We start from the raw sequence: 22289 nt of genomic DNA, 5'->3' as shown, positions 1-22289 counted from the left end.
ATGGCTGTGCGATGCAATGCGATAGAACGGAGACAACTGCAATCAAACCGACCTGCCCAGTCGGTCAAGACCTGATCGAAATTAGAACGCCGACTGCGCTCGCTGGATACTGTCAGAAATGACAGGTCGGCCATCTTTTCGAGCACATTCCGCTGAACGGTAGGGGCCTGCGGGTTTTGGCGCCGAGCCATCCGTGACATGCCCCTAGGACACCGCTCTGTAGAGGATTACAATCGCCGCCCTCACGCCGATGACCGATTTTCTGCGAATGCTGACCTGTTCCGTATACCCGCTACCGTACTGCGCCAATCCCGCCGAATATTTTTCGAGAGTTCGCCATGCTCCGGGGGCGGTGCTGCTCGACAGCGGCAGACCGAGCGCCGAGCGTGGGCGGTTCGATCTGCTCAGCGCATGGCCTGTAGAGCAGTTGCTGGTGCAGCCTGAGGAAACCGGCAACGGCTTCCTCCAACGTCTGCGTCAAAGTCTCGAGCAGCTAGGCACCGCGCAACTGCCCGAAGACTGTCCTCTGCCTTTCGCTGGCGGGCTGATCGGCTACCTCGGTTACGATTTTGGCCGGCGTCTGGAACCCCAGCTCGCTTACGCCATCGACGATCTGCAACTGCCCGATGCGCGGCTGGGGGTTTATGCCTGGGCGATGATCAGCGATCACCAGCAAGGCACCAGTCAATTGGTGTTCCACCCTGCCTTGGCCGACGGCGAGCGGCAACGTTTGCGGGCGCTGTTCACACTGAAGCAGGACGCTGATCCGGCGACCTTCACGCTGACGTCTACCTTCAAGGCAAACCTCAGCGCCGCTGATTACCGCAACGCCTTCATGCGTATCCAGGCGTATATCCAGGCCGGTGATTGTTACCAGGTCAATTTCGCCCAGCGCTTCCAGGCTGATTATCAGGGTGATCCATGGGCGGCGTACTGCGCGCTGCGCGCTGCCTGCCCAACGCCGTTTTCAGGCTATCAAACCTTGCCCGACGGAGACGCCGTGTTAAGCCTGTCTCCGGAGCGCTTCGTGCTGGTCAGTGGCCATCAGGTGGAGACCCGCCCGATCAAAGGCACCCGCCCGCGCGGCCAAGATGCAGAAGCAGACGCCGCCTATGCGGCTGAGCTGTTGGCCAGCGCCAAGGACCGGGCCGAGAATCTGATGATCGTCGATCTGCTGCGAAATGATTTGGGGCGCAGCTGCAAGATTGGCTCGGTGAAGGTGCCGGAACTGTTCAGCCTGGAAAGTTACCCGAACGTGCACCATTTGGTCAGCAGCGTGACCGGCGAACTGGCGGCGGGCAAAGATGCCCTGGACTTGATCGCTGGCAGCTTCCCCGGTGGCTCGATCACTGGCGCGCCAAAAATCCGCGCCATGCAGATCATCGACGAGCTTGAACCTACGCGTAGGGCCTTGTATTGCGGGTCGCTGATGTACCTGGACGTACGCGGCGAGATGGACAGCTCGATCGCTATTCGCAGCCTGCTGGTCAAAGATGGGCGGGTTTCATGCTGGGGCGGCGGCGGCATTGTCGCCGACTCGGAGTGCGAAGCCGAATATCAAGAATCGATCACCAAGGTGCGGGTACTGCTCGATACGCTGCAGGCGCTTTAATTTGCACCAGATCAAGCCTGTGGGAGGCCTCGCCGCGTCTTCAACGCTGCGCTGTCGCGCAGCAAACTAGGTTGTGATTTGTGTGTCGTGATCAGTGGTGGCGTGTCAGATGAGACGCCTTCGCGAATAAATTCGCTCCCACCGGGATCTTGATTTGCCTTTGGTTTTTGAGTGAATTGACTGCCGAATTACGGCGAGGCCCCGTTTCCAGAAGGCCGAGCGCAGGCGTTGCGCAGGGGGTAACGAGGCAAGGACGCCGAGTTAGCCGCACGGGGCCATGGATGGCCCCTTGCGGCGCCCCCCGGAGCAACGCCGGAGCGAGGGAAATCCGAGCTTAAGCGAGGATCCGTATGGCGGGGCAAGCGTTTTGGGGTACCTTTTTGTGGTCCGGCATTCCGGCGTTTGTAAAAGGTTCCTCGCTGTAAAAGCGAAACCATAAGCACAGCAACCACATATGCCGGATATTCACACGAAGAAAAGCGCCAAATCATTGTTTTTAAAGGATTAAAAAGCATTTTGATGAGAGCGGGCTTGCCTGCGAAGGGGCATTTCGCAGACCTGCTCCCACAGAATCAGCGCCAGCGCATTTACAGACTCAATTCGCGGTTCGACGCCTTGATGAATTCCTTCTTCAGGTCCTCGAAGGTGTGCACGGCCGGAAACTGCGGGAATTCGCGGATCACGTTATCCGGCGCATGGAACAGGATGCCTGCATCCGCTTCGCCAAGCATGGTGGTGTCGTTGTACGAGTCACCGGCGGCGATGACACGGTAGTACAGGCTCTTGAACGCCAAAACCGACTGACGCTTAGGGTCTTTTTGACGCAACTGATAGCTGGCGACACGGCCGGTCTCGTCGGTGATCAAGCGATGGCAGAGCAACGTCGGAAAGCCCAGTTGACGCATCAGTGGCTGTGAAAATTCGTAGAAGGTGTCCGACAGAATCACCACCTGGAAACGCTCGCGCAGCCAGTTGACGAACTCAATGGCGCCCTCCAGCGGGTTGAGGGTCGCGATCACTTCCTGAATGTCCGAAAGCTTCAGGCCGTGTTCATCGAGAATCCGCAGGCGCTGCTTCATCAGTACGTCGTAATCGGGAATATCCCGGGTGGTCGCCCTCAGCGATTCGATACCGGTTTTTTCAGCAAAGGCGATCCAGATTTCCGGGACCAGCACGCCTTCCAGGTCGAGACAGGCAATTTCCACAGAGCACTCCTAGAGGGGACTTCAAAAAAGAAGCGGCACTTTAGGTCGTCTGATCAATTATTTCCAGCGGCGCGCCCTTACGCCAACCGGCAATTGCACAAAAGATTTTGTTACTATTACAACCATTACGAGCGCGAAGCGCCATACCTGTTAGGAAGCCGCCTGATGAGCCTACCCTTTAACGTCGCCGAACTCGCAGCGACTTACGCCAACAAATCTGCACAGGACATCCTGAAACTGGCCTTCGAGCATTTCGGTGATGAACTGTGGATCTCATTCAGCGGTGCCGAAGATGTGGTGCTGGTGGACATGGCCTGGAAGCTGAACAAGAACGTCAAAGTGTTCAGCCTCGACACCGGTCGCCTACACCCCGAAACCTATCGTTTCATCGAACAGACGCGTGAGCACTACAAGATTGATATCGAACTGATTTCTCCGGATCAGAGCGTGCTCGAACCGTTCGTCAAGGAAAAGGGTCTGTTCAGCTTCTACAAGGATGGCCATGGTGAATGCTGCGGCATCCGCAAGATCCAGCCATTGCGTCGCAAGCTGGCAGGCGTTACTGCCTGGGCCACCGGCCAACGTCGGGATCAGAGCCCCAGCACGCGTAGCGAGGTTGCCGTCCTGGAAGTCGACAGCGCGTTCTCTACCCCTGAGCGCACGCTGTACAAGTTCAACCCGTTGGCACAAATGACCAGCGAAGAGATCTGGGGTTATATCCGCATGCTGGAGTTGCCTTACAACACCTTGCATGAGCGCGGCTTCATCAGCATCGGCTGCGAGCCTTGCACACGGCCCGTGCTGCCGAACCAGCACGAACGCGAAGGCCGCTGGTGGTGGGAAGAATCCACGCAGAAAGAATGCGGACTGCACTCAGGGAATCTGATCGCCAAGGTGTAAGGCTGACGCCGCATTCGTAGCGGGACACGTCCCGCTGCGAATGGCTTCACTCGGTGTATCTGGCACCGCACATATAGTGATCAGTGCACCGGCAACTCGACACCGTCGAACAGCTCTTCAAGCTCTTGCTTGTTATGGCACTGGATGGCTTTGGCCATCACTTCGCGGGTCAGGTGCGGTGCGAACTTCTCGATGAAGTCGCACATGAAACCACGCAGGAAGGTACCGCGACGGAAGCCGATCTTGGTGATGCTCGCTTCAAACAGTTCGCTGGCATCAAGCACCACCAGATCGCTGTCAAGCTTGGCGTCTACGGCCATCTTCGCCACGATACCGACGCCCAGGCCCAAACGAACGTAGGTTTTGATCACGTCCGCATCGGCGGCGGTGAACACCACTTTCGGGGTTAGGCCACGGTGGCTGAACGCCTCGTCCAGTTTTGATCGACCGGTGAACCCGAAGACGTAAGTCACAATAGGGTATTCAGCCAGCACTTCCAGCGTCAGCTTTGGCACCTTGGTCAGTGGGTGTCCCTGTGGCACCACGACGCAACGGTTCCAGCGGTAGCACGGCATCATCACCAGATCACCGAACAACTCCAGTGCTTCAGTGGCGATAGCGAAATCCACGGTGCCATCGGCGGCCATTTCGGCAATCTGCATCGGCGAACCCTGATGCATGTGCAGCGCAACGTCCGGGTATTGCTTGATGAAGCTGCTGATCACCGGCGGCAAGGCATAACGCGCCTGGGTGTGAGTGGTGGCAATCGACAACGTGCCTTTTTTCTCGTTGGAAAACTCCTGGGCGATCTGCTTGATACTCTCGACCTTACGCAGGATCTCGCCAGCAGTGGTGATGATTCGTTCACCGGCCGGTGTGACGCGGGTCAGGTGCTTGCCACTGCGAGCAAAAACTTCGACGCCCAGCTCGTCTTCGAGCAAGCGGATCTGCTTACTGATACCTGGTTGCGAGGTATACAGGCTCTGGGCCGTAGCGGAAACGTTGAGGTCGTGGTGCGCCACTTCCCAGATGTAGCGCAGTTGTTGAAGCTTCATATGTATCCCTCAAAGCGGTAGACGCCACGGTCATCAGCGACGGTATATAACTATATTAATGGTTGGAAGAATAAAGCTAGATCTTTTTATCATTTCCAGACAGTAATCGCACGCTTGGCTTCAACGACCAGCATACTTATTCGTGCCCTCGATGCATGGGCACCATGTAAACAGGAACCTCCGACAACTGCAGAACCCTGGCTACGGTACGACCCAGTGGCGTGTCGCCTTCTGTGCCACGGCTATGGCTGCCGACGATCAACAGATCAACGGCCAGCTTTTGCGCCTGCTCAAGGATCACATTGGAAGGATCCCCTTGCATCACCCGCACCGTGCGAATCAACGCAAGATCCTGATGACCCTCCCCTAACTCATCGCGAAAACCGTCCAGAACGCGCTGTTCGATTGTTTCCATAACCGTGTTCAAGCCTTGGCTGTGCAACTCTTTCAACGCGTCCTCATCAAGGTAGCTCTGCAACACCGACTCGGCGAACAACCCCATTGGCTCCACCGCATGAATCACATACAGCTCGGCGTTGAAGGTTCGCGCCAGCGCCAAGGCATGCTGCAGTACATAGGGAGCATAAAGACCGAGGTCAGTGGCATACAGCATCGAACGAATCATACGACCTCCTCAACTGCCAAGAATGGCGGAGATTGATTCAGCTTAGCAGCGCCTTGGCGACTGCGGCGGCAGCGGCCTCTCGAGAAGACAACGGCTCAAGGTTTTACTTCGTTGCTGATGCCATGTGGCACATGGCCCGTCGCGACAACGTCGCGCGCCTTTTCGCAATGCCCCGGCTGATCATCGAAGAACACGTCGGCCGCGAAGGCTTCAAGAAAGGCTGATTTCTCCAGACCGCCCAGAAACAACGACTCATCCAGGCGAATGTCCCACTCACGCAATGTACGGATCACCCGCTCATGAGCCGGCGCCGAGCGCGCGGTGACCAGCGCGGTGCGAATCGGGCAAGCATCCTCGGGAAACTCGCGCTGTAACACGTTCAATGCTGCCAGGAAGGGCTTGAACGGCCCCCCGCGTAAAGGTTCCCGCGCTGACTCACGCTCACTGGCCTGAAACGCTTCTAACCCACCGGATTGATAGACCCGTTCGGATTCGTCGGAAAACAACACGGCGTCACCATCGAACGCGATGCGCAATTCAGCGCTGGCCGCGCGGTGTGCGCCGCCTGACAAAATGGTCGCTGCGGCAAAACCGGCCTCCAGAGCGCTGCGCACATCCTCCGCGTGGGTCGAGAGAAACAAATGGCAACCAAACGCCGCCAGATAGGGATAAGGACTGCGCCCTCCAACGAAAGCAGCACGCGTGATGTCCAGACCGTAATGCTGAATCGAATTGAATACCCGCAAGCCGGTATCGGCACTGTTGCGCGAAACCAGGATCACTTCAACCCGAGACGCCTCAAGCCTGGCATTGAGGCTCAACAGCTTTTCCACCAACAGGTAGGCATCGCCCTGCTCGAGGATCTCTTCCTCGTGCTCGATCTGGTATTGGCGATACGCCTCCACGCCGTCAGCCACGTACACCGCATGACTTTCGCGCAAATCGAACAATGCTCGCGAAGAAATCGCCAGGACCAATTTGTTTCCTAAACCTGTAGCCATATCACTCCCTGTCTGGCTGAGTTAGCAGTTACACGCATCGATAAACGCCAATGCTTGATATAACGCCCGAATTTTCGGCATGTCATGTCCGGTTTTCAACGCCGCAGCCAATGGTTTGGCATAGATCGCATCCAGCTCCAGTGGTCGCTTTTCCCGATAATCAAGGTACATGCTTGGCCAGTAATCCGGCATTTTTTCTGTCACGGCAAACATATGCTCAGCGTAACCTTCGGGCAAGGTATGCCCGCAGGCTTGGGCGCCCTGCACCACCTCTTTCATCACAGCCTGAATCAACGCCCGGCTACTGACATCGCCCATCAACGGAGTGGTACTCGCACTCAACAGGACAGACAGCCCGTTATAGGGAATATTCCAGACCAGCTTCTGCCAGCGCGCCTGATGCACGTTGGACATCGCGTGGGATTCCAGCCCGGCCTTGCGAAACAACTCGGCGCCCTCTTCAGCGATGCTCATCTGAGCGGTCGAGTCAGTTGCCGGGCCGCTGTGGTACCCCAGATTTACCGTGCCCAGCGCCTGATGCGTGATAACACCCGGTGCCGTACGGTGGACACAGACAAAGCACAAGCCACCTAACAGGTGAAGCGATTCCGGCAGCAACGGTCGCAGATCGTCCTCGACGTCCAGACCATTCTGTAGCAACAGCACTTTCGCGCCAGGTGCCGCCGCCTGAATGATGACCGGAGCAAGGCCTGCGTTGCTGGTGGTTTTGGTGCCGACCAGCAACCAGTCGCAAGGTGGCATGTCTGCTGCCGAGGAATAGGCCTGGACCGGACTCAATGTCAGAGTGCCATGAACGGCACTGTCCAGTTGCAGACCGTTTTGTGCAACCGCAGCGAACTCGCTACGCAGCAGAAAATGCACATCAAAGCCGGCGCGGGCCAACATCAAACCGTAAAATCCGCCGATCGCACCGGTCCCTATAATTCCGATCCGTACTCGTTTCGCTTCACTCACCCTGAAAACTCCTCATTACGGCAACTCATCAGCGTCAAGGCTCAACGCCCGACTCAATCCCGCGCGGAGCTCAGGCAGGGTCAGTCGAGCGTGCAAGGCCCCATAAAACGCTCCGTCGCGCACCACGAACACTGCTGGCAGATGAAAAACCTGATAACGCTGAACCACGCCCCCATTTTCTGCGGCATCAATCCAGCACACGCGCTCGATGGGCAGGTCAAAGCCGGGCAGTTCTTGTCTGGCCCAGCGACAACTGGCACATCCGATGCTAGTAAAAATGACCAGCGAGGTGCCCGGTAATTCCAGCAAACGGTGATCCACATCGAAATCGGTCAGTTCCAATTCGTTCACAAAAGACGTCCTGAGGATAGGCTGCACACTATCCGTCCCGACGGCCTCGCTTGCAAACTCCCTTGAGATGGCCCTCTGTAGCCGCCTGCAGCCTTTGGCAGCGCCTGCAGTTGATCTGCGTCACGGGCTAAACCCGCGTTTGCCCATTGTCGAACAACCGGATAACGCGCTAAGGTTCCGGTCCCCGCTGTGCTCAATCGTGCTGGGCTCCGCCGCACGGGGATCGTTGGCGGCCAGCACCCGTGACCTGACGAGTAACACGATGGCTGATTTACCGATTGACGATCTCAACGTTGCTTCCAACGAAACCCTGATCACACCGGATCAGCTCAAGCGCGAAATCCCGCTCACCGACGCGGCTCTGCGCACGGTGACAAAGGGCCGCGAAGTGATCCGCAATATTCTCGACGGCAAGGATCACCGCCTGTTCATCGTGATCGGGCCGTGCTCGATCCATGACATCAAGGCTGCCCACGAATACGCCAATCGCCTCAAGGCCCTTGCTGCCGAGGTGTCTGACAGCATGTATCTGGTGATGCGCGTGTACTTCGAAAAACCGCGCACAACCGTCGGCTGGAAAGGCCTGGTCAACGACCCGTACCTGGATGACTCGTTCAAAATCCAGGATGGCCTGCACATTGGTCGTCAGTTGCTGCTTGATTTGGCCGAAATGGGCCTGCCGGCAGCCACCGAAGCCCTCGACCCGATCTCTCCGCAGTACTTGCAGGACCTGATCAGTTGGTCGGCCATCGGCGCACGCACCACTGAATCGCAGACCCACCGAGAAATGGCTTCTGGCCTGTCTTCAGCGGTCGGATTCAAGAATGGCACTGATGGCGGCTTGACAGTTGCCATCAACGCCTTGCAGTCAGTCTCCAGCCCCCATCGATTCCTGGGTATCAACCAGGAAGGCGGCGTGTCCATCGTCACCACCAAAGGCAACGCCTACGGTCATGTGGTGTTGCGCGGCGGCAATGGCAAGCCGAACTACGACTCGGTCAGTGTCGCGGTGTGCGAACAAGCGCTGAACAAGGCAGGCATTCGCCCCAATATCATGGTCGACTGCAGCCACGCCAACTCCAACAAAGACCCGGCTCTGCAACCGCTGGTGATGGAAAACGTCGCCAATCAGATCCTCGAAGGCAACCAGTCAATCATCGGCCTGATGGTCGAAAGCCACTTGAACTGGGGTAGCCAGTCGATCCCTAAAGACCTTGCAGAGCTGCAATACGGTGTGTCCGTCACCGATGCCTGCATCGACTGGGAAAGCACCGAAAAAACCCTGCGCAGCATGCACGCCAAACTCAAGGACGTGCTGCCAAAGCGCCAACGTAGCTGATTGCTGTGGATACAAAAACGCCAAGCGAATGCTTGGCGTTTTTTATTGTACCTGTACGCGAATCAGATTTTCGCCGCATGACGCTGATGGCGTTCCATGTACCGTTCGACATAAGAGCACGACGGAATCACGGTATAGCCCATGTTGTCGGCATAGGCGAGCGCCTGCTCGGTCAATGCCGCAGCGATACCTCGACCTCGCAGTGCGTTGGGCACGAAAGTCCGATAGATATCCAGGGTCTGCTTACCTAGGTCCATGTAGGTCAGATAGGCACGATGACCGTCCACATTGGTCTCGAACTGGTGACCAGCCTGGTCATGGTGGATAGACAACGCCTCGCTCATCACTACTCCTCGCGGGTCTTGAAATTAGACCTCTACCTTACCGATGTTTTCCCGGCGAAGGAACCTCTACGCCACCCATGCGCCTGTTTTGGACACCAAGAACAGCGTTGCTATTCTCCAACACACGAGCACCTTCAAATAGTAGGCGTCATTGCTGTATTTGCTCAAGCTGTTGCAACGGGGAGCGCTGAAAAATTCGACGGCGGCTCTGACAGTTGAAGTGAATATTGCCGGATGCTGCAGATTGAGACGAATTCGCGAGCAGGAAGTCACCCCTTACCAGGGTAAAAAGGCAAACTCATGACAGGCATGGAATAGTGGCAATGGAGCGACTCCATACACTAGCCTGCCCATCAGTTTTTCTGTTTCGTTCCCGGTCAATGGCGCGCTTGAGCCTTGGCGAATTTAGAGCGACTATCACCAAGTGCATGCGCGGCGATTGGATAATTTTCATACGAAAAGCCAGGGAAGTTGTGCGTCACACTATGAAATTCGAAAAATTTACCCGCTTCTTGCGCTTCGTCCGTTTACTTACTACAAACAATGGGTAGTATGTACGGCGGTCATATTCTCACTTTCGAGAGATGACTATTTCATTAGAAAGTCCTTGGAAGGTGAACACAATGAACATTGCTCTGAAATTTTCTGCTTTGGCTCTGGCTGCACTTCTGGCCACTGGTTGCAGCAGCGTTTCCAAAGAAACTGAAGCTCGTCTGACTGCTACCGAAGACGCAGCAGCTCGCTCCCAAGCACGCGCTGATGAAGCCTATCGCAAGGCTGATGAAGCTCTGGCTGCTGCTCAAAAAGCTCAGCAAACTGCTGACGAAGCCAATGAGCGCGCTCTGCGCATGTTGGACAAAGCAAGCCGTAAGTAATAGTCTTTCGAGATTATTGATAAGCCGATCCAGTTCTGGATCGGCTTTTTTATTCCCCTCGTTTTATCTCAGGCAATAAAAAACCTGTGTGCCGCGCCTTGATTCAAGGCACGGCACACAGGCTCATCAGCAGGTGATTACTGCATATCTGGCGGTGTATTCGACACCACGGACCTGCTCGGTACAGCGATCTCTACCGGCATACCGTCCTCGGCAGCGACCACATCCCGCACGACATCCCAGTTCATTCGCAGGTTGTTGGCCAGATCCTCACGCTTGAGCAAGGCATTGATCACCGCAGTGTGCTTGTCGACTACCGATGGATCGCCTTTTTCGTCCAGAGGCGTATGCGCTTCCAGGTAGACATTGCCGCCACTGACGCCAAACTTGTAAGGCTCATTCATGATCCGCACAGGCGTACCGACCGGCACAATGCCAGCCATTTCCAGCACGTTGTTGTTGTACAGGCGGAAGCAGCCATGGCTGGTGCGCATGCCGATACCGAACTTTTTGTTCGAACCGTGGATCAGGTAACCCGGCAAACCGAGACCGAACTTGAACGGCCCCAGTGGGTTGTCCGGACCTGCTGGCACCACGTTAGGCAGCGGATCATTGTCAGCGGCATGTTCGGCTTTGACCGAAGCCGGCGGTGTCCAGGTCGGATTCGGCGTCTTGGCTGTCACTTTAGTCACCGCCACTGGCGAGCCCCAACCTTCACGACCGATCCCCAGCGGGTAGGTATAAACCACGCTCTGGCCTTTGGGGTAATAGTAGAGGCGGTATTCAGCCAGGTTGATCACGATGCCTTCACGTGGGCCTGGCGGCAGAATGAAACGCGTCGGCAGTACGATCTGGGTGCCAGCACCCGGCAACCATGGATCGACACCCGGGTTAGCGGCGATCATCTCCAGATAACCCAAATCGTACTGGGTACCCAAGTCCGCGAAGGTATCCTCATATTTAGCAGTCACGGTCTGAACCTGACCGACGATATCTTCGCCGGGAGGAGGCAGAGGAAACTCCAATGCAGCAACGGGGCCCGCCGCACAGAGCGCAGCAAGCGACAGACAGCGGGTGACGGCGGGAATGCGCGACAACATCAGGGAAGTCCTTGGTATAAACGACGTGAAATAAAGTAACGGAATTGTACACTGCTGCCCATAAAATCGGGAGGTGGCTAACGATTTACTGGCTGAATCGGAGCTCTGGCCAGATAGGACGCGTGCCTCGCTTTTGGGCCTCAAGAATCGCGCGACACAGCGAACATAAGCGTTCATCACGCAGTTTTGCTGAATTGACGCTCGACCAGCGTGGTTGTGCGGGCAACAACGTGCCACACAATGTACGGTCGATCGAGCCGCCCAACTCGAGCTGACGTGCGATCAAATGCACCCGCACTTCCTGACACGCGAACAAGTCGAGCTGCTCATCAGGTTCGATCAGTTGATAGGCAAATAATGACCAGGCGGGACGCTGCATTGGGGGCTCCAAATCGGGGCGACACCTTAGCCCAAAGTCCGCCACTAGAAAAGCATCAAAGCAGCGGTTTTAGCGTCGGCCAGACGTTTTCCAGCAACCTGCCCTGTGCCGCGACAGCCGGGTGTAGACCATCCGCCTGCATCAATTCGGGAATACCGCCCACGCCCTCGAGAAAAAACGGCACCAGCGCAACGTTTTCCTGCGCTGCCAGATTGCTGTAAACCGCCGCAAAAGCCGTCGTGTAGCGAGCACCGTAATTAGGTGGTATGCGCATCCCTAAAAGCAGCACCTTGGCCCCTGCCTTCTGCGACAGCTGAATCATCGACGCAAGATTTTGTTGCAATTGTGCAGGCAGCTGTCCACGCAGGCCGTCATTGCCCCCCAACTCAAGGATTACCAACTGAGGCTTATGCTCTGCAAGCAGCGCTGGCAGCCGTGCCTGACCGCCAGCACTGGTGTCACCGCTGACAGAGGCATTGACCACCTTATCGGTGAAACCCTCCTTCTGCAGTCGCTGCTCCAGCAACGATACCCAACCCAGGCGGGTATCCAGGCCGAAAGCTGCGCTGATACTATCTCCAACGACCAGCACTGTGCCCGCCGCCACGCCTTGAGAGAGCAACAGCAAGCCCAGGCCAGCACTTAAAAACCACACACGCATCGGACTCTCCATGAGCGAAAGTATTCTCAGTGCTCGGAACCTTAGCAAAGTGGTCCCCAGCACCGAAGGTGATCTGACCATCCTGCACGAACTCTCCCTGGAATTGAACAAGGGCGACAGCCTGGCCATCGTCGGCGCCTCGGGTTCGGGCAAGTCCACCCTCCTTGGCCTGCTTGCCGGGCTCGACCTGCCCAGCGCCGGCGTGGTCACCTTGGCAGGACGTAACCTCAGTGATCTGGACGAAGACCGGCGTGCGCGCATCCGCGCCGAACACGTTGGGTTCGTCTTCCAGTCGTTTCAATTGCTCGACAGCCTCAATGCGCTGGAAAACGTCATGCTGCCCATGGAACTCGAAGGCCGCAAGGATGCTCGAGCGCGCGCCCGTACGTTACTGGAGCGCGTAGGTCTGGGTCAGCGTCTGACTCATTCACCGCGCCAGCTTTCCGGCGGCGAGCAACAACGCGTAGCGATTGCCCGCGCCTTTGCGGCCGACCCGGATGTGCTGTTTGCCGATGAACCGACAGGCAACCTCGACAGCAATACGGGTGAGCGCATCAGCGATCTGCTGTTCGAACTGAACAAAGAGCGCCACACAACCCTCGTCCTGGTCACCCACGACGAACGTCTGGCGCATCGCTGCCGGCGCCTGATCCGTCTCGAAGGGGGCCGACTGGTCCCCCCTCTGGAGCCCTGATGGCACGCTTACCGTTTCTTCGGCTGCTGAGCCTTGCGACCCGACAACTCCTGCGCGACGCACGCGCCGGGGAGTTGCGGGTGTTATTTTTTGCCTTGCTGGTCGCCGTCGCTGCAAGCACCGCCATCGGCTATTTCGGCGCACGCCTCAACGGCGCGATGTTGCTGCGAGCTACCGAGTTTCTCGGCGCAGACTTGATCCTCGAGGGCACCAGCCCCGCGCAACCGGCGCAGATTGAAGCGGGCAAGCCCCTGAACCTGGACCACGCCCAGGTCGTCGAGTTTTCCAGCGTGATTGCCACCGACGCGGGTATTCAACTGGCCAGCGTGAAAGCAGTCGACGCCGCTTACCCGTTGCGTGGCGAGCTGAAAAGTGCCGCCGCGCCGTACCAGGTGGAAGAACCCGGTGGCCGACCGAAGCCGGGGGAGGCCTGGGCCGAATCACGATTGTTCGCGGCACTGAATCTAAAGGTTGGCGACAGCATTGACGTCGGTTCGAAGACCTTGCGCCTGAGTCGAGTGCTGACTTACGAGCCTGACCGCGCCGGAAATTTCTACAGCCTTACACCCAGGGTGATGATCAATCTGACCGACCTTGCAGCGACCGGGGTCGTTCAGCCCGGCAGCCGGGTCAGCTATCGTGAGCTCTGGCGTGGCAGCCATGAATCTCTGGAAGCCTATCGTCAGGCGATCACTCCGGGACTGGCTGCCAATCAACACCTGCATGACGCCCGCGACGGCAATCGACAAATTGGCGGCGCGCTGGGCAAGGCCGAGCGCTACCTGAACATGGCCAGTCTGGTCGCCGTCTTGCTGTCCGGTGTTGCAGTGGCCCTATCGGCCGCCCGCTTTGCAACACGACGTTTCGATGCCAGCGCCTTGTTGCGCTGCCTGGGCCTGTCGCGCAACGAAACCCTGATCCTGTTCAGCCTGCAACTGGCGATTTTTGGGCTGCTGGCCAGCATCAGCGGGGCGTTGCTGGGCTGGTTCGCGCAATTAGGTCTGTTTGCCTTGTTGCACGACCTGCTACCTGCCGCCGTCTCGCCCGGTGGCGTGCTCCCCGCCATCGCAGGGATTAGCACGGGGCTGGTTGCCCTTGCCGGTTTTGCCCTGCCCCCACTGGCTGCACTGGGCCGCGTGCCGCCCTTGCGCGTGCTGCGCCGAGACATGCTGCCTACCCCGCCCAGCTCATGGCTGGTCTATGGGGCCGCGCTGCTGGCGGTGGGCTTGATCATGTGGCGCCTGAGCCTGGATCTGGTACTGACCTTCGCCCTTCTGGGCGGGGGCATCATTGCCACTGTCGTCTTGGGTGGCCTCCTGCTGCTCGTCCTGCAAAGCTTGCGTCGTTTGCTGGCTGGCGCGTCGCTGCCCTGGCGGCTGGGTCTGGGTCAACTGCTGCGCCAGCCTTTGGCCGCCGCCGGGCAATCGCTGGCATTCGGTCTGATCTTGCTGTCCATGGGGCTGATCGCCCTTCTGCGCGGGGAGCTACTCGATACCTGGCAAAATCAGCTACCCAAGGATGCACCGAACTATTTCGTGCTCAATATTCTCCCAGCAGACAAAGACGCCTTCACCGAACGGATGGCCGGCCTCTCCACCCATGCCGCGCCGCTTTTCCCCATCGTGCCCGGACGCTTGATCAGCATCAACGGCGAGCCCGTGCGCAACTTCGTGAGCAAGGACTCACGTGGCGAAAACGCTACTGAACGAGACCTCAGCCTGACGTGGGCCGCCGACCTGCCGCAGGGCAATCACCTGAGCGCTGGCAACTGGTGGACGAATACAACCCCTGCCGCAACGCCCACTACCGAGCAAATTCCTGGTGTGTCGGTGGAATCAAAGTTGGCCGAAAGCCTGAAGCTAAAACTCGGCGACCGCATGAGTTTTATCGTCGGCGGAATCACCCGAGAGGCTGAAGTCACCAGTCTGCGTGATGTTAATTGGGACAACTTCCAACCCAACTTCTTCATGATTTTCCAGCCCGGCACACTCAAGAATTTACCGACCACCTACCTGACCAGTTTCTATCTGGCGCCCGGTAACGACCAACAAATCGTTGAGCTGTCTCGCGCCTTTCCGGCGGTGACCATTCTTCAAGTCGAAGCGTTACTGGCACAACTGCGCAGCATCCTGGCCCAGGTGACGATAGCCGTGGAGTACGTGCTGCTGTTCGTGCTGGCAGCAGGCCTCGCCGTTTTATTCTCCGGCTTGCAAGCAACCCTCGAAGAACGCATTCGCCAAGGTGCCCTGCTGCGCGCACTGGGCGCCGAAAGGGCGCTGTTGATCAAGGCACGGCGTATCGAGTTTGGCCTGCTGGGCGCGGCCAGTGGCGTGCTGGCTGCGCTGGGTTGCGAACTGGTGAGCTTTGCGCTGTACCGATATGCCTTCGACCTTCAATGGCATCCGCATGCATGGCTATTGCTACTGCCGATCATCGGCGCCCTGCTGGTAGGCAGTGCTGGAGTGTTCGGCACCCGCCGCGCCTTGAATGTCAGCCCACTGACGGTGCTGCGTGATGGCTGATAAGCCTGGCCCACCTTCATCGCCAGGCAACAGCCCATGAGCCGTTACCGCGCTGATCCCCCCTGAAGGTGAGGCGCGGATGCGCGCCGAACTGCACGAGCTTTGGTACGTACGCCGCCCTCAAGTCGTAGGCCGTGAGTGAAGCGGCCGCTCAAGGTGACCGCTCAGAGGGTGCTGAATAAACAATACGGCCCCAAGAGTCATACTAAACCCGCTCGACATGTTTATTTTCGGGGCTTAATAAATAGTACCCATGCTGCCAACGGATACTATTTCTGGTATTCGATCTCGTTTACCCACCAGCACATTTCTCCACTCGGTATCGGTACGATCACCTCATCCCCCACTTCTTTTTTGAGGAGTGCGCGGGCCATAGGTGAATCAATGGAGATGTAGTCCATACGTCCGTAGATCTCATCATAGCCAACGACCCTGAATTTCTTGACGTCGCCGCTTTCATTTTCTATTTCGACCCACGCCCCAAAGAAAACCCGCCCCTCTTGCTCTGGCGAGTATTCCACAACCCGCATGTCTTCCAGCCGTTTACGCAGATAACGAACGCGGCGATCTATCTCCCTCAGAAGCTTTTTATTGTATTGGTAGTCCGCGTTTTCGCTCCTGTCACCCAGCGACGCGGCCCAAGTGACTTTTTGAGTAATGTCAGGACGATGCTCTCGCCAAAGATAATCGAGCTCTTTTTTGAGAGCCTCGTGACCTTCTTTCGTAATGATCTTTGTACTCAATTCGTTCATGGCCTTTTCGCAAATGGTCTGCTCACTTTTCCTGGCGCGGGCACAGCTTATCACTCAAAAGTTCGCTGCAAACCTTAGGCCCGCAGCAATTTCTTCGACCTGATTACCCGCTCAACTATTCTTGACCACTGGATAAAGCGCCTCATCGAACACCGCCTGGTCGCGCAAGGCTGCGCTAAAGGAGTTGGGTAGCAGACCGGTAATCAGCAACGGCAGACGATCTTTTCGCAAGCGCACTCAATCCCGGTAATTGGGCGCCACTCGATCCAGTAATCGCAGTAATGCAGCCCAGGCTAACTGCATACCGTCCGGGTCATTCAACTCGCCCTCTTGTAACGGCCGTCCCGGGTCATTGAACTGTCGCTCGGTGTACTCGCAAACGGCCGCTGGCGGCAGCAGCACTTCACCGCAGGCCTGCGCTGCCAGTTGAATCTCGCAGGCTTTTTCCAGGTAGTACATGCGCAAAAAGGTTTGACCCACGGTTTCACCGACGGTCAACAGACCGTGGTTGCGCAACATCAACACCGACTTGTCGCCCAAGTCGTGTACCAGGCGCTTCTGCTCGTCGAGATCCAGCGCAACGCCTTCATAGTCGTGATAGGCGACCCGGCCGTAGAACTCCATGGAAATCTGATTGACCGGTAACAACCCACACTTCAACGCCGCCACGGCACAACCGGCTTTGGTGTGAGTATGCAGCACGCACTTCGCATCCTCACGGGCTGCATGAATGGCGCTATGGATGACAAAGCCTGCCGGGTTGACCGGATAAGGCGAAGGCTCCACCGCGCGTCCATCGAGGTCGATCTTGACCAGATTAGACGCAGTGATTTCATCGAACATCAGCCCGTACGGGTTGATCAGAAAGTGATGTTCAGGCCCGGGTAGGCGCACCGAGATGTGGGTGAAGATCAGATCACTCATGCGAAAGTGCGCGATCAATCGGTAACAGGCGGCCAATTCCTGGCGCAGGCGTTGCTCTGTCATAGCGTGCTCGGCAGTTGCTGCCGTAGTGCGTGCGATCTCGTTCATTGTTTTAGCTCCCTTGGCTGATCGTCTGCGCGGACAATAGGACTGGACGCCTCGAGGCGTCCAGTCGCTTGCACCTACTTACTCGCCCAGGCGTTGAAACGCTCTTCGAGCTCTTCACCGTGATCGACCCAGAACGGCACATTCATCGACAGCGCACCTGTCAGGTTCTGCGGTGCAGTCGGCACCCATTGGGCCAGCTTGGGACTCAGTCGCGCCGCTGCTTGGGTATTGGTGGGCCCGTAAGGAATCTGCTCGACGTACTTGACCTGAGCGTCGGGCTGATTGGTAAACGCGATGAATCTTTGGGCCTGATCGATATGTTTGGAGCCTTTGATAATCGCCCAGTAGTCCATGCCGTACAGGCTGCCCGGCCAGACCAGCCCCAGATGGCTGCCACCCTGCGCGGCGGCGGCGATGCGCCCACTGTAGGTTGAGGTCATGACCACATCACCTGAGGTCAGCCATTGCGCCGGTTGCGCGCCAGCCTCCCACCACTGGATATAGGGTTTAAGTTCCGTCAGTTTGGCGAACGCCCGATCGACACCCGCCGGTGTGCTCAACACCGAATACACGTCCTCGACTTTCACCCCGTCCGCCAGCAAGGCGAACTCTAGGTTATACACCGCACGTTTGCGCAGCCCGCGCTTGCCGGGGATTTTCTTTACATCCCAAAAGTCTGCCCAAGAGGTCGGTGGCTGTGCCAGTTTATCGGTGTCATAAGCAATCGCTACGCTCCACACCAACGCGGCGGAACCGCACGCTTGTGCCGCATCGGGAATCAACTGGTCCTCTCGTCCCAGTTTCTTCCAGTCGAGTCGCTCATACATGCCCTCATCGCAGCCGCGCATCAGGTCCGGACCCTCGATCTGCACCACGTCCCAATCGACGCTGCCGGTGTCGACCATCACCTTGATCCTGGCCATCTCGCCGTTGTATTCGCTTTGGATCAGCTTACTGCCGTCTGCCGCACTAAAAGGTTGAAAAAAAGCCACATCCTGGGCTTTTTGACCGGCACCACCATAAGCGACGACAACCATGTCCGGCCCTGCGTGAGCGCTGCTCACGCCCATGGCCAGGGTGAGCATCACAGGATAAAAACTGTGCTTGAGCGTATTCGATTTCATCAATGGTTCCTCGTACAGATATCACTCAGCGAGCGGCTGCCGTGACTCATTTTTATTTTGGTGAGGTTTGCCCCAGTAGTAGGTGCAAATCGAAGCTACATCAACCATTAGTAAAAAAACAAGTTGATTTTTTACTGTCAGTAAAATTATATAGAAAAATAATAACGACACCGAAAACCCTGCCTTTTGGTTTCGGCCAGCCTGGAGTACCCGCAGCATGCCAACTTCGAACCACGCGTTTACGCATCTCTTCGAACCCCTGAATATCCGTGGCAAACGCCTGAAAAACCGAATAATGTCCAGCGGTCATGACACCTCGATGCCCACCGATAATCTGGTCAACGAGCAATTGATCGCCTATCACCAGGCGCGGGCTGAGGGTGGTGTCGGGCTGATTGTGCTGCAAGTTGCAGGGGTGCATGACAGCGCGCGCTACACTTCGCATGTGCTGATGGCCACCGACGACGCCTGCATTGAGGGCTATCGGAAACTGGCCGAAACCTGCCATGCCCATGGCACCGTGGTGCTCTCGCAGATCTTCCACCCAGGACGGGAAATCATGGAGTCCGCCGACGGCTTGCTGGCCGTCGCCTACTCGCCTTCGGCGGTGCCCAACGAACGCTTTCGGGTCATGCCGCGTGCACTTGATAAAGCGATGATCGACGACATCGTTGCCGGCTATGGCGCAGCGGCCCGGCGTTTGTTCCAAGCTGGGCTGGACGGTGTGGAAGTGGTCGCCAGCCATGGCTATCTGCCCGCGCAATTCATTAACCCACGCGTCAACCTGCGCACCGACGGTTACAACGGCGACCTGCAGCAGCGCCTGCGGTTTCTGCGCGAAGTCATTGCTGTCGTGCGAGCGAACACTGATGAACACTTCATCATCGGCTTGCGCATTTCCGCCGACGAACGCGACCCTGAGGGCCTGACAGAGGACGAATCGCTGGCGGCGGTAAAGTCATTGCAACAGCACCTGGATTACGTGCACATCGTCGCGGGAACATCAGCGTCTTTGGGCGGTGCGGTGCACATCGTGCCGCCAATGGCCATCGAAGCAGCGTACTTGGCCAAGGACGCCGGGACGTTCAAGGCCAGCCTGTCGATTCCGCTGTTCGTCACCGGACGCATCAACCAGCCGCAGGAAGCTGAACTGATCCTTGCTCGCGGTCAGGCCGATGTGTGCGGCATGACCCGCGCACTGATCTGCGACCCGCAAATGCCGAACAAGGCCGACGCCGGGCGCAGCGAAAATATCCGGGCCTGCATCGCCTGCAATCAGGCGTGCATCGGGCACTTCCACAAAGGTTTGCCGATTTCCTGTATTCAGCACCCGGAAACCGGCCGTGAGCTGGTTTTCAGCACCGTGCAACCGACGGCCAAACGTAAGCGCATCATGATCGCAGGCGGCGGTCCGGCCGGGATGAAGGCCGCTGCCGTGGCCGCCGAGCGAGGGCATGAGGTCACGCTCTATGAGGCCAGCTTGCAGCTCGGCGGCCAGGTGCTATTGGCACAACTGTTGCCTCGGCGCAGTGAGTTTGGCGGCGTCAGCACCAATTTGCAGCGGGAGATGGAGCTGGCCGGCGTCCGCGTGGTACGCAACGCCCGCGTCGATCGAGCGTTGGTCGAGCGCGAACGGCCGGATCTGGTGATCGTTGCAACCGGCGCCGAACCGTACTGGCCGGCCTTCGAACGTGGCGGCGACCTGCAGGTGGTGGACGCCTGGCAAGTGCTGCGCGATGAGGTCGAGCTCGGGCGCTCGGTGGTCGTGGTCGACTGGCGTTGCGACTGGATCGGCCCTGGCATTGCCGAACGTCTAGTGCGCGCAGGTCATCAGGTACAACTGGCCGTCAACGGCACCCACTGTGGAGAAAACCTGCCGCTGTACGTGCGCGATCAACTGGCTGGTGAGCTTCATCGGCTGAGCATTCCGATCACCCCCTATGCACGCCTTTATGGCTGCGATGACAACACCGTGTACATGCAACACACCGCCAGCGGAGACCCCATCATGTTCGAAGACATCGATACTTTGGTGCTGTGCCAGGGCCATCAGCCGGTGGATACCTTGGGCGCGGAACTGCAAGGGCTGGTGGAGTTTCGCCGAATCGGCGACTGCCTGGCACCGCGCACGGCGGAAGAAGCGATTTATGAAGGATTGAAGGTTGCCTGGGAGCTTTGAGGCTGCTTTATACTCCGGGCCTTTGTCAGCGTCCTCGCTGACGTGCCATTGTCAGGCTCGAGCGTTTCAATACGCTCAGCCAAAACCCGGTTCGGAGCACGCAATGAGCAACAGCAGCAACCTGCCCCCTGCCAGCGCCGCGCCCGCCAAACAGAGCGGCGCAACAGAGCCGCATTTCCTCGGTACGCGGATTCGCGGTCTACGCAAACGCCGAGGCATGACCCTGGCCACCCTGGCAGATATGAGCGAGCTGACGGCAGGCTATATCAGCCAGCTTGAGCGCAATTTGGCTTACCCCTCGATCCCGGCGCTGTTCAACATCGCCCGCAGTTTGGGCGTAACCATCCAATGGTTCTTCGCCAGCGAAGCCAACACGGCACCTGAAGACAGCGGCTACGTGGTCCGCAAAAACAGCCGAATGAGTGTGCATTACGAAGACGGCATCGTTGACCAGTTACTAACCCCGCTGCCCAATCGTCAGTTAGAGATTCTACATTCACGCTTTCCGCCAGGCACATACAGCCAGCAGAGCTATAGCCATGAAGGCGAAGAAGCCGGATACCTACTCTCCGGCAGTTTTGAGCTGTGGGTTAGCGACCGTCACTTCCAACTCAATGAAGGCGACAGTTTCAGTTTTTCCAGCCAGGAACCCCACCGTTATGGCAATCCCGGTGAGGTCGATGCGGTGGTGATTTGGGTGATCACCCCGCCGACCTTTTGAAGCGCCAAAAACAACAAAAAAGCTGTCGGAACCCTTGGTGTTCCAGACAGTTAAACTCTTCCAAGGTGGCCCCATGAACAACCTGATCAAGTGCAGCCAAAGCGGCGGACTGTTGACCTTGACCATCAACCGCCCGGACAAACTCAATGCCCTGAACAACAGCATGTACACCCGTCTGGCCGACCTGCTGTTTGCCGCTGCCGAAGATCCCGAGACCGCCGTGATCATCATCACCGGGGGCGAACAGTGCTTCACCAGTGGCAATGACCTGCAGGACTTTCTCCAGAACCCACCGACCCATCTGAACAGCCCGGCGTTCCGTCTCATGGATGCGGTCATCCATCTGGACAAACCCTTGATCGCGGCGGTCTGTGGCGCTGCCATGGGTATTGGCACCACCCTCCTGTTGCATTGCGATCAAGTGCTGGTCACCCGTAATGCCAAGCTGCGCATGCCCTTCGTAAACCTTGGTTTGTGCCCCGAATTCGGTGCAAGCCTGCTGTTACCCCGCATGCTTGGCCATGCCAGAGCGGCCCGGCTGTTGCTGTGGGGTGATGGCCTGGACGGCACGCAAGCGGTGGCGTGGGGGATAGCCAATGAAGTATTGGACGACGGAGAACAATGCCTGGCAGCAACACAGCGGATGGCCGATCGACTGCTGGCCCTTCCTCGTGAGTCCCTGTTGCAAACCAAACGGCTGCTTAAACAGCCAGTGCTAAAGGAACTGGAAGACACCATCCGCAGGGAAAACCTGCTGTTTATCGAACGTCTGAACAGTCCCGAAGCCAAGGACGCGTTGGACGCCATGCTGCAACGCAGTGCTGCGAAGCGCTGAACCCACAA

The 22289-nt window shown here is 57.7% G+C and carries 22 protein-coding genes and 1 pseudogene; 10 read left to right on the top strand and 13 right to left on the bottom strand.

Going from position 1 to position 22289, the window contains the following annotated elements:
• Positions 1–268: 268 nt before the first annotated feature.
• Positions 269–1612, top strand: coding sequence for an aminodeoxychorismate synthase component I (pabB, locus tag AC1ME2_RS24945; protein WP_480437675.1), 1344 nt, complete (start codon positions 269–271; stop codon positions 1610–1612).
• Positions 1613–2199: 587 nt separating this feature from the next.
• On the opposite strand, the gene thrH is transcribed toward pabB, so the two are convergent.
• Positions 2200–2817 carry a bifunctional phosphoserine phosphatase/homoserine phosphotransferase ThrH gene (gene thrH / locus AC1ME2_RS24940; protein ID WP_480437674.1) on the bottom strand — a complete coding sequence of 206 codons (618 nt, stop codon included), beginning with the start codon at positions 2815–2817 and terminating at the stop codon, positions 2200–2202.
• A 165-nt stretch (positions 2818–2982) separates the two neighbouring features.
• Here thrH and AC1ME2_RS24935 point away from each other — a divergent pair, with 165 nt between their 5' ends.
• Positions 2983–3717 carry a phosphoadenylyl-sulfate reductase gene (locus tag AC1ME2_RS24935; RefSeq protein ID WP_480437673.1) on the top strand — a complete coding sequence of 245 codons (735 nt, stop codon included), beginning with the start codon at positions 2983–2985 and terminating at the stop codon, positions 3715–3717.
• 80 nt (positions 3718–3797) lie between these two features.
• On the opposite strand, the gene cysB is transcribed toward AC1ME2_RS24935, so the two are convergent.
• The 5 genes from cysB to AC1ME2_RS24910 form a co-directional block, all read right to left on the bottom strand.
• Complete coding sequence (cysB, locus tag AC1ME2_RS24930) at positions 3798–4772, bottom strand: HTH-type transcriptional regulator CysB (RefSeq protein WP_480437670.1); 975 nt, start codon at positions 4770–4772, stop codon at positions 3798–3800.
• A 136-nt stretch (positions 4773–4908) separates the two neighbouring features.
• Complete coding sequence (locus AC1ME2_RS24925) at positions 4909–5397, bottom strand: universal stress protein (RefSeq protein WP_480437668.1); 489 nt, start codon at positions 5395–5397, stop codon at positions 4909–4911.
• A gap of 95 nt (positions 5398–5492) precedes the next feature.
• Positions 5493–6398 carry a 5'-nucleotidase gene (locus tag AC1ME2_RS24920; RefSeq protein WP_480437667.1) on the bottom strand — a complete coding sequence of 302 codons (906 nt, stop codon included), beginning with the start codon at positions 6396–6398 and terminating at the stop codon, positions 5493–5495.
• 21 nt (positions 6399–6419) lie between these two features.
• Positions 6420–7373, bottom strand: coding sequence for a putative 2-dehydropantoate 2-reductase (locus AC1ME2_RS24915; RefSeq protein WP_480437666.1), 954 nt, complete (start codon positions 7371–7373; stop codon positions 6420–6422).
• A 15-nt stretch (positions 7374–7388) separates the two neighbouring features.
• Positions 7389–7724 (bottom strand): YbbN family protein, encoded by a 336-nt coding sequence (locus AC1ME2_RS24910; RefSeq protein WP_480437664.1) that lies wholly within the window; start codon positions 7722–7724, stop codon positions 7389–7391.
• Positions 7725–7986: 262 nt separating this feature from the next.
• Here AC1ME2_RS24910 and AC1ME2_RS24905 point away from each other — a divergent pair, with 262 nt between their 5' ends.
• A complete protein-coding gene (locus tag AC1ME2_RS24905; RefSeq protein WP_480437663.1) occupies positions 7987–9063 on the top strand; it encodes a 3-deoxy-7-phosphoheptulonate synthase in 1077 nt (358 codons plus the stop codon).
• A 62-nt stretch (positions 9064–9125) separates the two neighbouring features.
• Here AC1ME2_RS24905 and AC1ME2_RS24900 read toward each other — a convergent pair whose 3' ends face one another.
• Positions 9126–9407, bottom strand: a complete 282-nt coding sequence (locus tag AC1ME2_RS24900; RefSeq protein ID WP_480437661.1) for a GNAT family N-acetyltransferase — start codon at positions 9405–9407, stop codon at positions 9126–9128.
• A gap of 623 nt (positions 9408–10030) precedes the next feature.
• Here AC1ME2_RS24900 and AC1ME2_RS24895 point away from each other — a divergent pair.
• Positions 10031–10282: an Lpp/OprI family alanine-zipper lipoprotein gene (locus AC1ME2_RS24895; protein ID WP_480437659.1), complete on the top strand. Its 252-nt coding sequence runs from the start codon at positions 10031–10033 to the stop codon at positions 10280–10282.
• 137 nt (positions 10283–10419) lie between these two features.
• On the opposite strand, the gene AC1ME2_RS24890 is transcribed toward AC1ME2_RS24895, so the two are convergent.
• From AC1ME2_RS24890 to AC1ME2_RS24880, 3 genes are all read right to left on the bottom strand, one after another.
• The gene (locus AC1ME2_RS24890; protein WP_480437658.1) at positions 10420–11382 is read right to left on the bottom strand and encodes a L,D-transpeptidase family protein; all 963 of its coding nucleotides are present in this window, start codon (positions 11380–11382) and stop codon (positions 10420–10422) included.
• Between the two features lie 85 nt (positions 11383–11467).
• Positions 11468–11761 (bottom strand): hypothetical protein, encoded by a 294-nt coding sequence (locus AC1ME2_RS24885; RefSeq protein WP_480437657.1) that lies wholly within the window; start codon positions 11759–11761, stop codon positions 11468–11470.
• Between the two features lie 55 nt (positions 11762–11816).
• The gene (locus tag AC1ME2_RS24880) at positions 11817–12422 is read right to left on the bottom strand and encodes an arylesterase (protein WP_480437656.1); all 606 of its coding nucleotides are present in this window, start codon (positions 12420–12422) and stop codon (positions 11817–11819) included.
• A 10-nt stretch (positions 12423–12432) separates the two neighbouring features.
• Here AC1ME2_RS24880 and AC1ME2_RS24875 point away from each other — a divergent pair, with 10 nt between their 5' ends.
• The 3 genes and pseudogenes from AC1ME2_RS24875 to AC1ME2_RS24865 form a co-directional block, all read left to right on the top strand.
• Complete coding sequence (locus tag AC1ME2_RS24875; protein WP_480437655.1) at positions 12433–13116, top strand: ABC transporter ATP-binding protein; 684 nt, start codon at positions 12433–12435, stop codon at positions 13114–13116.
• A complete protein-coding gene (locus tag AC1ME2_RS24870; RefSeq protein WP_480437654.1) occupies positions 13116–15638 on the top strand; it encodes an ABC transporter permease in 2523 nt (840 codons plus the stop codon). Before AC1ME2_RS24875 ends, AC1ME2_RS24870 begins: the two co-directional genes overlap by 1 nt.
• Before the next feature lie 52 nt (positions 15639–15690).
• Positions 15691–15817: pseudogene (locus AC1ME2_RS24865) on the top strand (transcription elongation factor GreB); the annotation flags it as partial.
• A gap of 90 nt (positions 15818–15907) precedes the next feature.
• On the opposite strand, the gene greB reads toward AC1ME2_RS24865, so the two are convergent.
• From greB to AC1ME2_RS24850, 3 genes are all read right to left on the bottom strand, one after another.
• Positions 15908–16381: a transcription elongation factor GreB gene (greB, locus tag AC1ME2_RS24860; RefSeq protein WP_480442325.1), complete on the bottom strand. Its 474-nt coding sequence runs from the start codon at positions 16379–16381 to the stop codon at positions 15908–15910.
• A 246-nt stretch (positions 16382–16627) separates the two neighbouring features.
• Positions 16628–17422, bottom strand: coding sequence for a class II aldolase/adducin family protein (locus tag AC1ME2_RS24855; RefSeq protein ID WP_480437653.1), 795 nt, complete (start codon positions 17420–17422; stop codon positions 16628–16630).
• A gap of 74 nt (positions 17423–17496) precedes the next feature.
• A complete protein-coding gene (locus AC1ME2_RS24850) occupies positions 17497–18546 on the bottom strand; it encodes an ABC transporter substrate-binding protein (protein WP_480437650.1) in 1050 nt (349 codons plus the stop codon).
• A gap of 217 nt (positions 18547–18763) precedes the next feature.
• Between AC1ME2_RS24850 and AC1ME2_RS24845 the strand changes: the two genes are divergently transcribed.
• The 3 genes from AC1ME2_RS24845 to AC1ME2_RS24835 all read left to right on the top strand — a co-directional run bounded on the left by AC1ME2_RS24845 (position 18764) and on the right by AC1ME2_RS24835 (position 22281).
• A complete protein-coding gene (locus AC1ME2_RS24845) occupies positions 18764–20725 on the top strand; it encodes an oxidoreductase (protein ID WP_480437649.1) in 1962 nt (653 codons plus the stop codon).
• A gap of 103 nt (positions 20726–20828) precedes the next feature.
• Complete coding sequence (locus tag AC1ME2_RS24840; protein ID WP_480437647.1) at positions 20829–21446, top strand: cupin domain-containing protein; 618 nt, start codon at positions 20829–20831, stop codon at positions 21444–21446.
• A 73-nt stretch (positions 21447–21519) separates the two neighbouring features.
• Positions 21520–22281 (top strand): enoyl-CoA hydratase, encoded by a 762-nt coding sequence (locus tag AC1ME2_RS24835; RefSeq protein WP_480437646.1) that lies wholly within the window; start codon positions 21520–21522, stop codon positions 22279–22281.
• The last annotated feature ends 8 nt before the right edge of the window (positions 22282–22289 follow it).

The organism is Pseudomonas sp. ASL9 (assembly GCF_056680335.1).
The sequence above is the reverse complement of the archived record's forward strand: the minus strand, read 5'-3'. Positions and strand labels throughout refer to the sequence as shown.

Coding starts and splice junctions, on each gene's coding strand:
- pabB (WP_480437675.1), top strand. CDS start 269: ATGCTGACCTGTTCCGTATACCCGCTACCGTACTGCGCCAATCCCGCC.
- AC1ME2_RS24935 (WP_480437673.1), top strand. CDS start 2,983: ATGAGCCTACCCTTTAACGTCGCCGAACTCGCAGCGACTTACGCCAAC.
- cysB (WP_480437670.1), bottom strand. CDS start 4,772: ATGAAGCTTCAACAACTGCGCTACATCTGGGAAGTGGCGCACCACGAC.
- AC1ME2_RS24925 (WP_480437668.1), bottom strand. CDS start 5,397: ATGATTCGTTCGATGCTGTATGCCACTGACCTCGGTCTTTATGCTCCC.
- AC1ME2_RS24920 (WP_480437667.1), bottom strand. CDS start 6,398: ATGGCTACAGGTTTAGGAAACAAATTGGTCCTGGCGATTTCTTCGCGA.
- AC1ME2_RS24905 (WP_480437663.1), top strand. CDS start 7,987: ATGGCTGATTTACCGATTGACGATCTCAACGTTGCTTCCAACGAAACC.
- AC1ME2_RS24900 (WP_480437661.1), bottom strand. CDS start 9,407: ATGAGCGAGGCGTTGTCTATCCACCATGACCAGGCTGGTCACCAGTTC.
- AC1ME2_RS24895 (WP_480437659.1), top strand. CDS start 10,031: ATGAACATTGCTCTGAAATTTTCTGCTTTGGCTCTGGCTGCACTTCTG.
- AC1ME2_RS24890 (WP_480437658.1), bottom strand. CDS start 11,382: ATGTTGTCGCGCATTCCCGCCGTCACCCGCTGTCTGTCGCTTGCTGCG.
- AC1ME2_RS24885 (WP_480437657.1), bottom strand. CDS start 11,761: ATGCAGCGTCCCGCCTGGTCATTATTTGCCTATCAACTGATCGAACCT.
- AC1ME2_RS24880 (WP_480437656.1), bottom strand. CDS start 12,422: ATGCGTGTGTGGTTTTTAAGTGCTGGCCTGGGCTTGCTGTTGCTCTCT.
- AC1ME2_RS24875 (WP_480437655.1), top strand. CDS start 12,433: ATGAGCGAAAGTATTCTCAGTGCTCGGAACCTTAGCAAAGTGGTCCCC.
- AC1ME2_RS24870 (WP_480437654.1), top strand. CDS start 13,116: ATGGCACGCTTACCGTTTCTTCGGCTGCTGAGCCTTGCGACCCGACAA.
- AC1ME2_RS24855 (WP_480437653.1), bottom strand. CDS start 17,422: ATGAACGAGATCGCACGCACTACGGCAGCAACTGCCGAGCACGCTATG.
- AC1ME2_RS24850 (WP_480437650.1), bottom strand. CDS start 18,546: ATGAAATCGAATACGCTCAAGCACAGTTTTTATCCTGTGATGCTCACC.
- AC1ME2_RS24845 (WP_480437649.1), top strand. CDS start 18,764: ATGCCAACTTCGAACCACGCGTTTACGCATCTCTTCGAACCCCTGAAT.
- AC1ME2_RS24840 (WP_480437647.1), top strand. CDS start 20,829: ATGAGCAACAGCAGCAACCTGCCCCCTGCCAGCGCCGCGCCCGCCAAA.
- AC1ME2_RS24835 (WP_480437646.1), top strand. CDS start 21,520: ATGAACAACCTGATCAAGTGCAGCCAAAGCGGCGGACTGTTGACCTTG.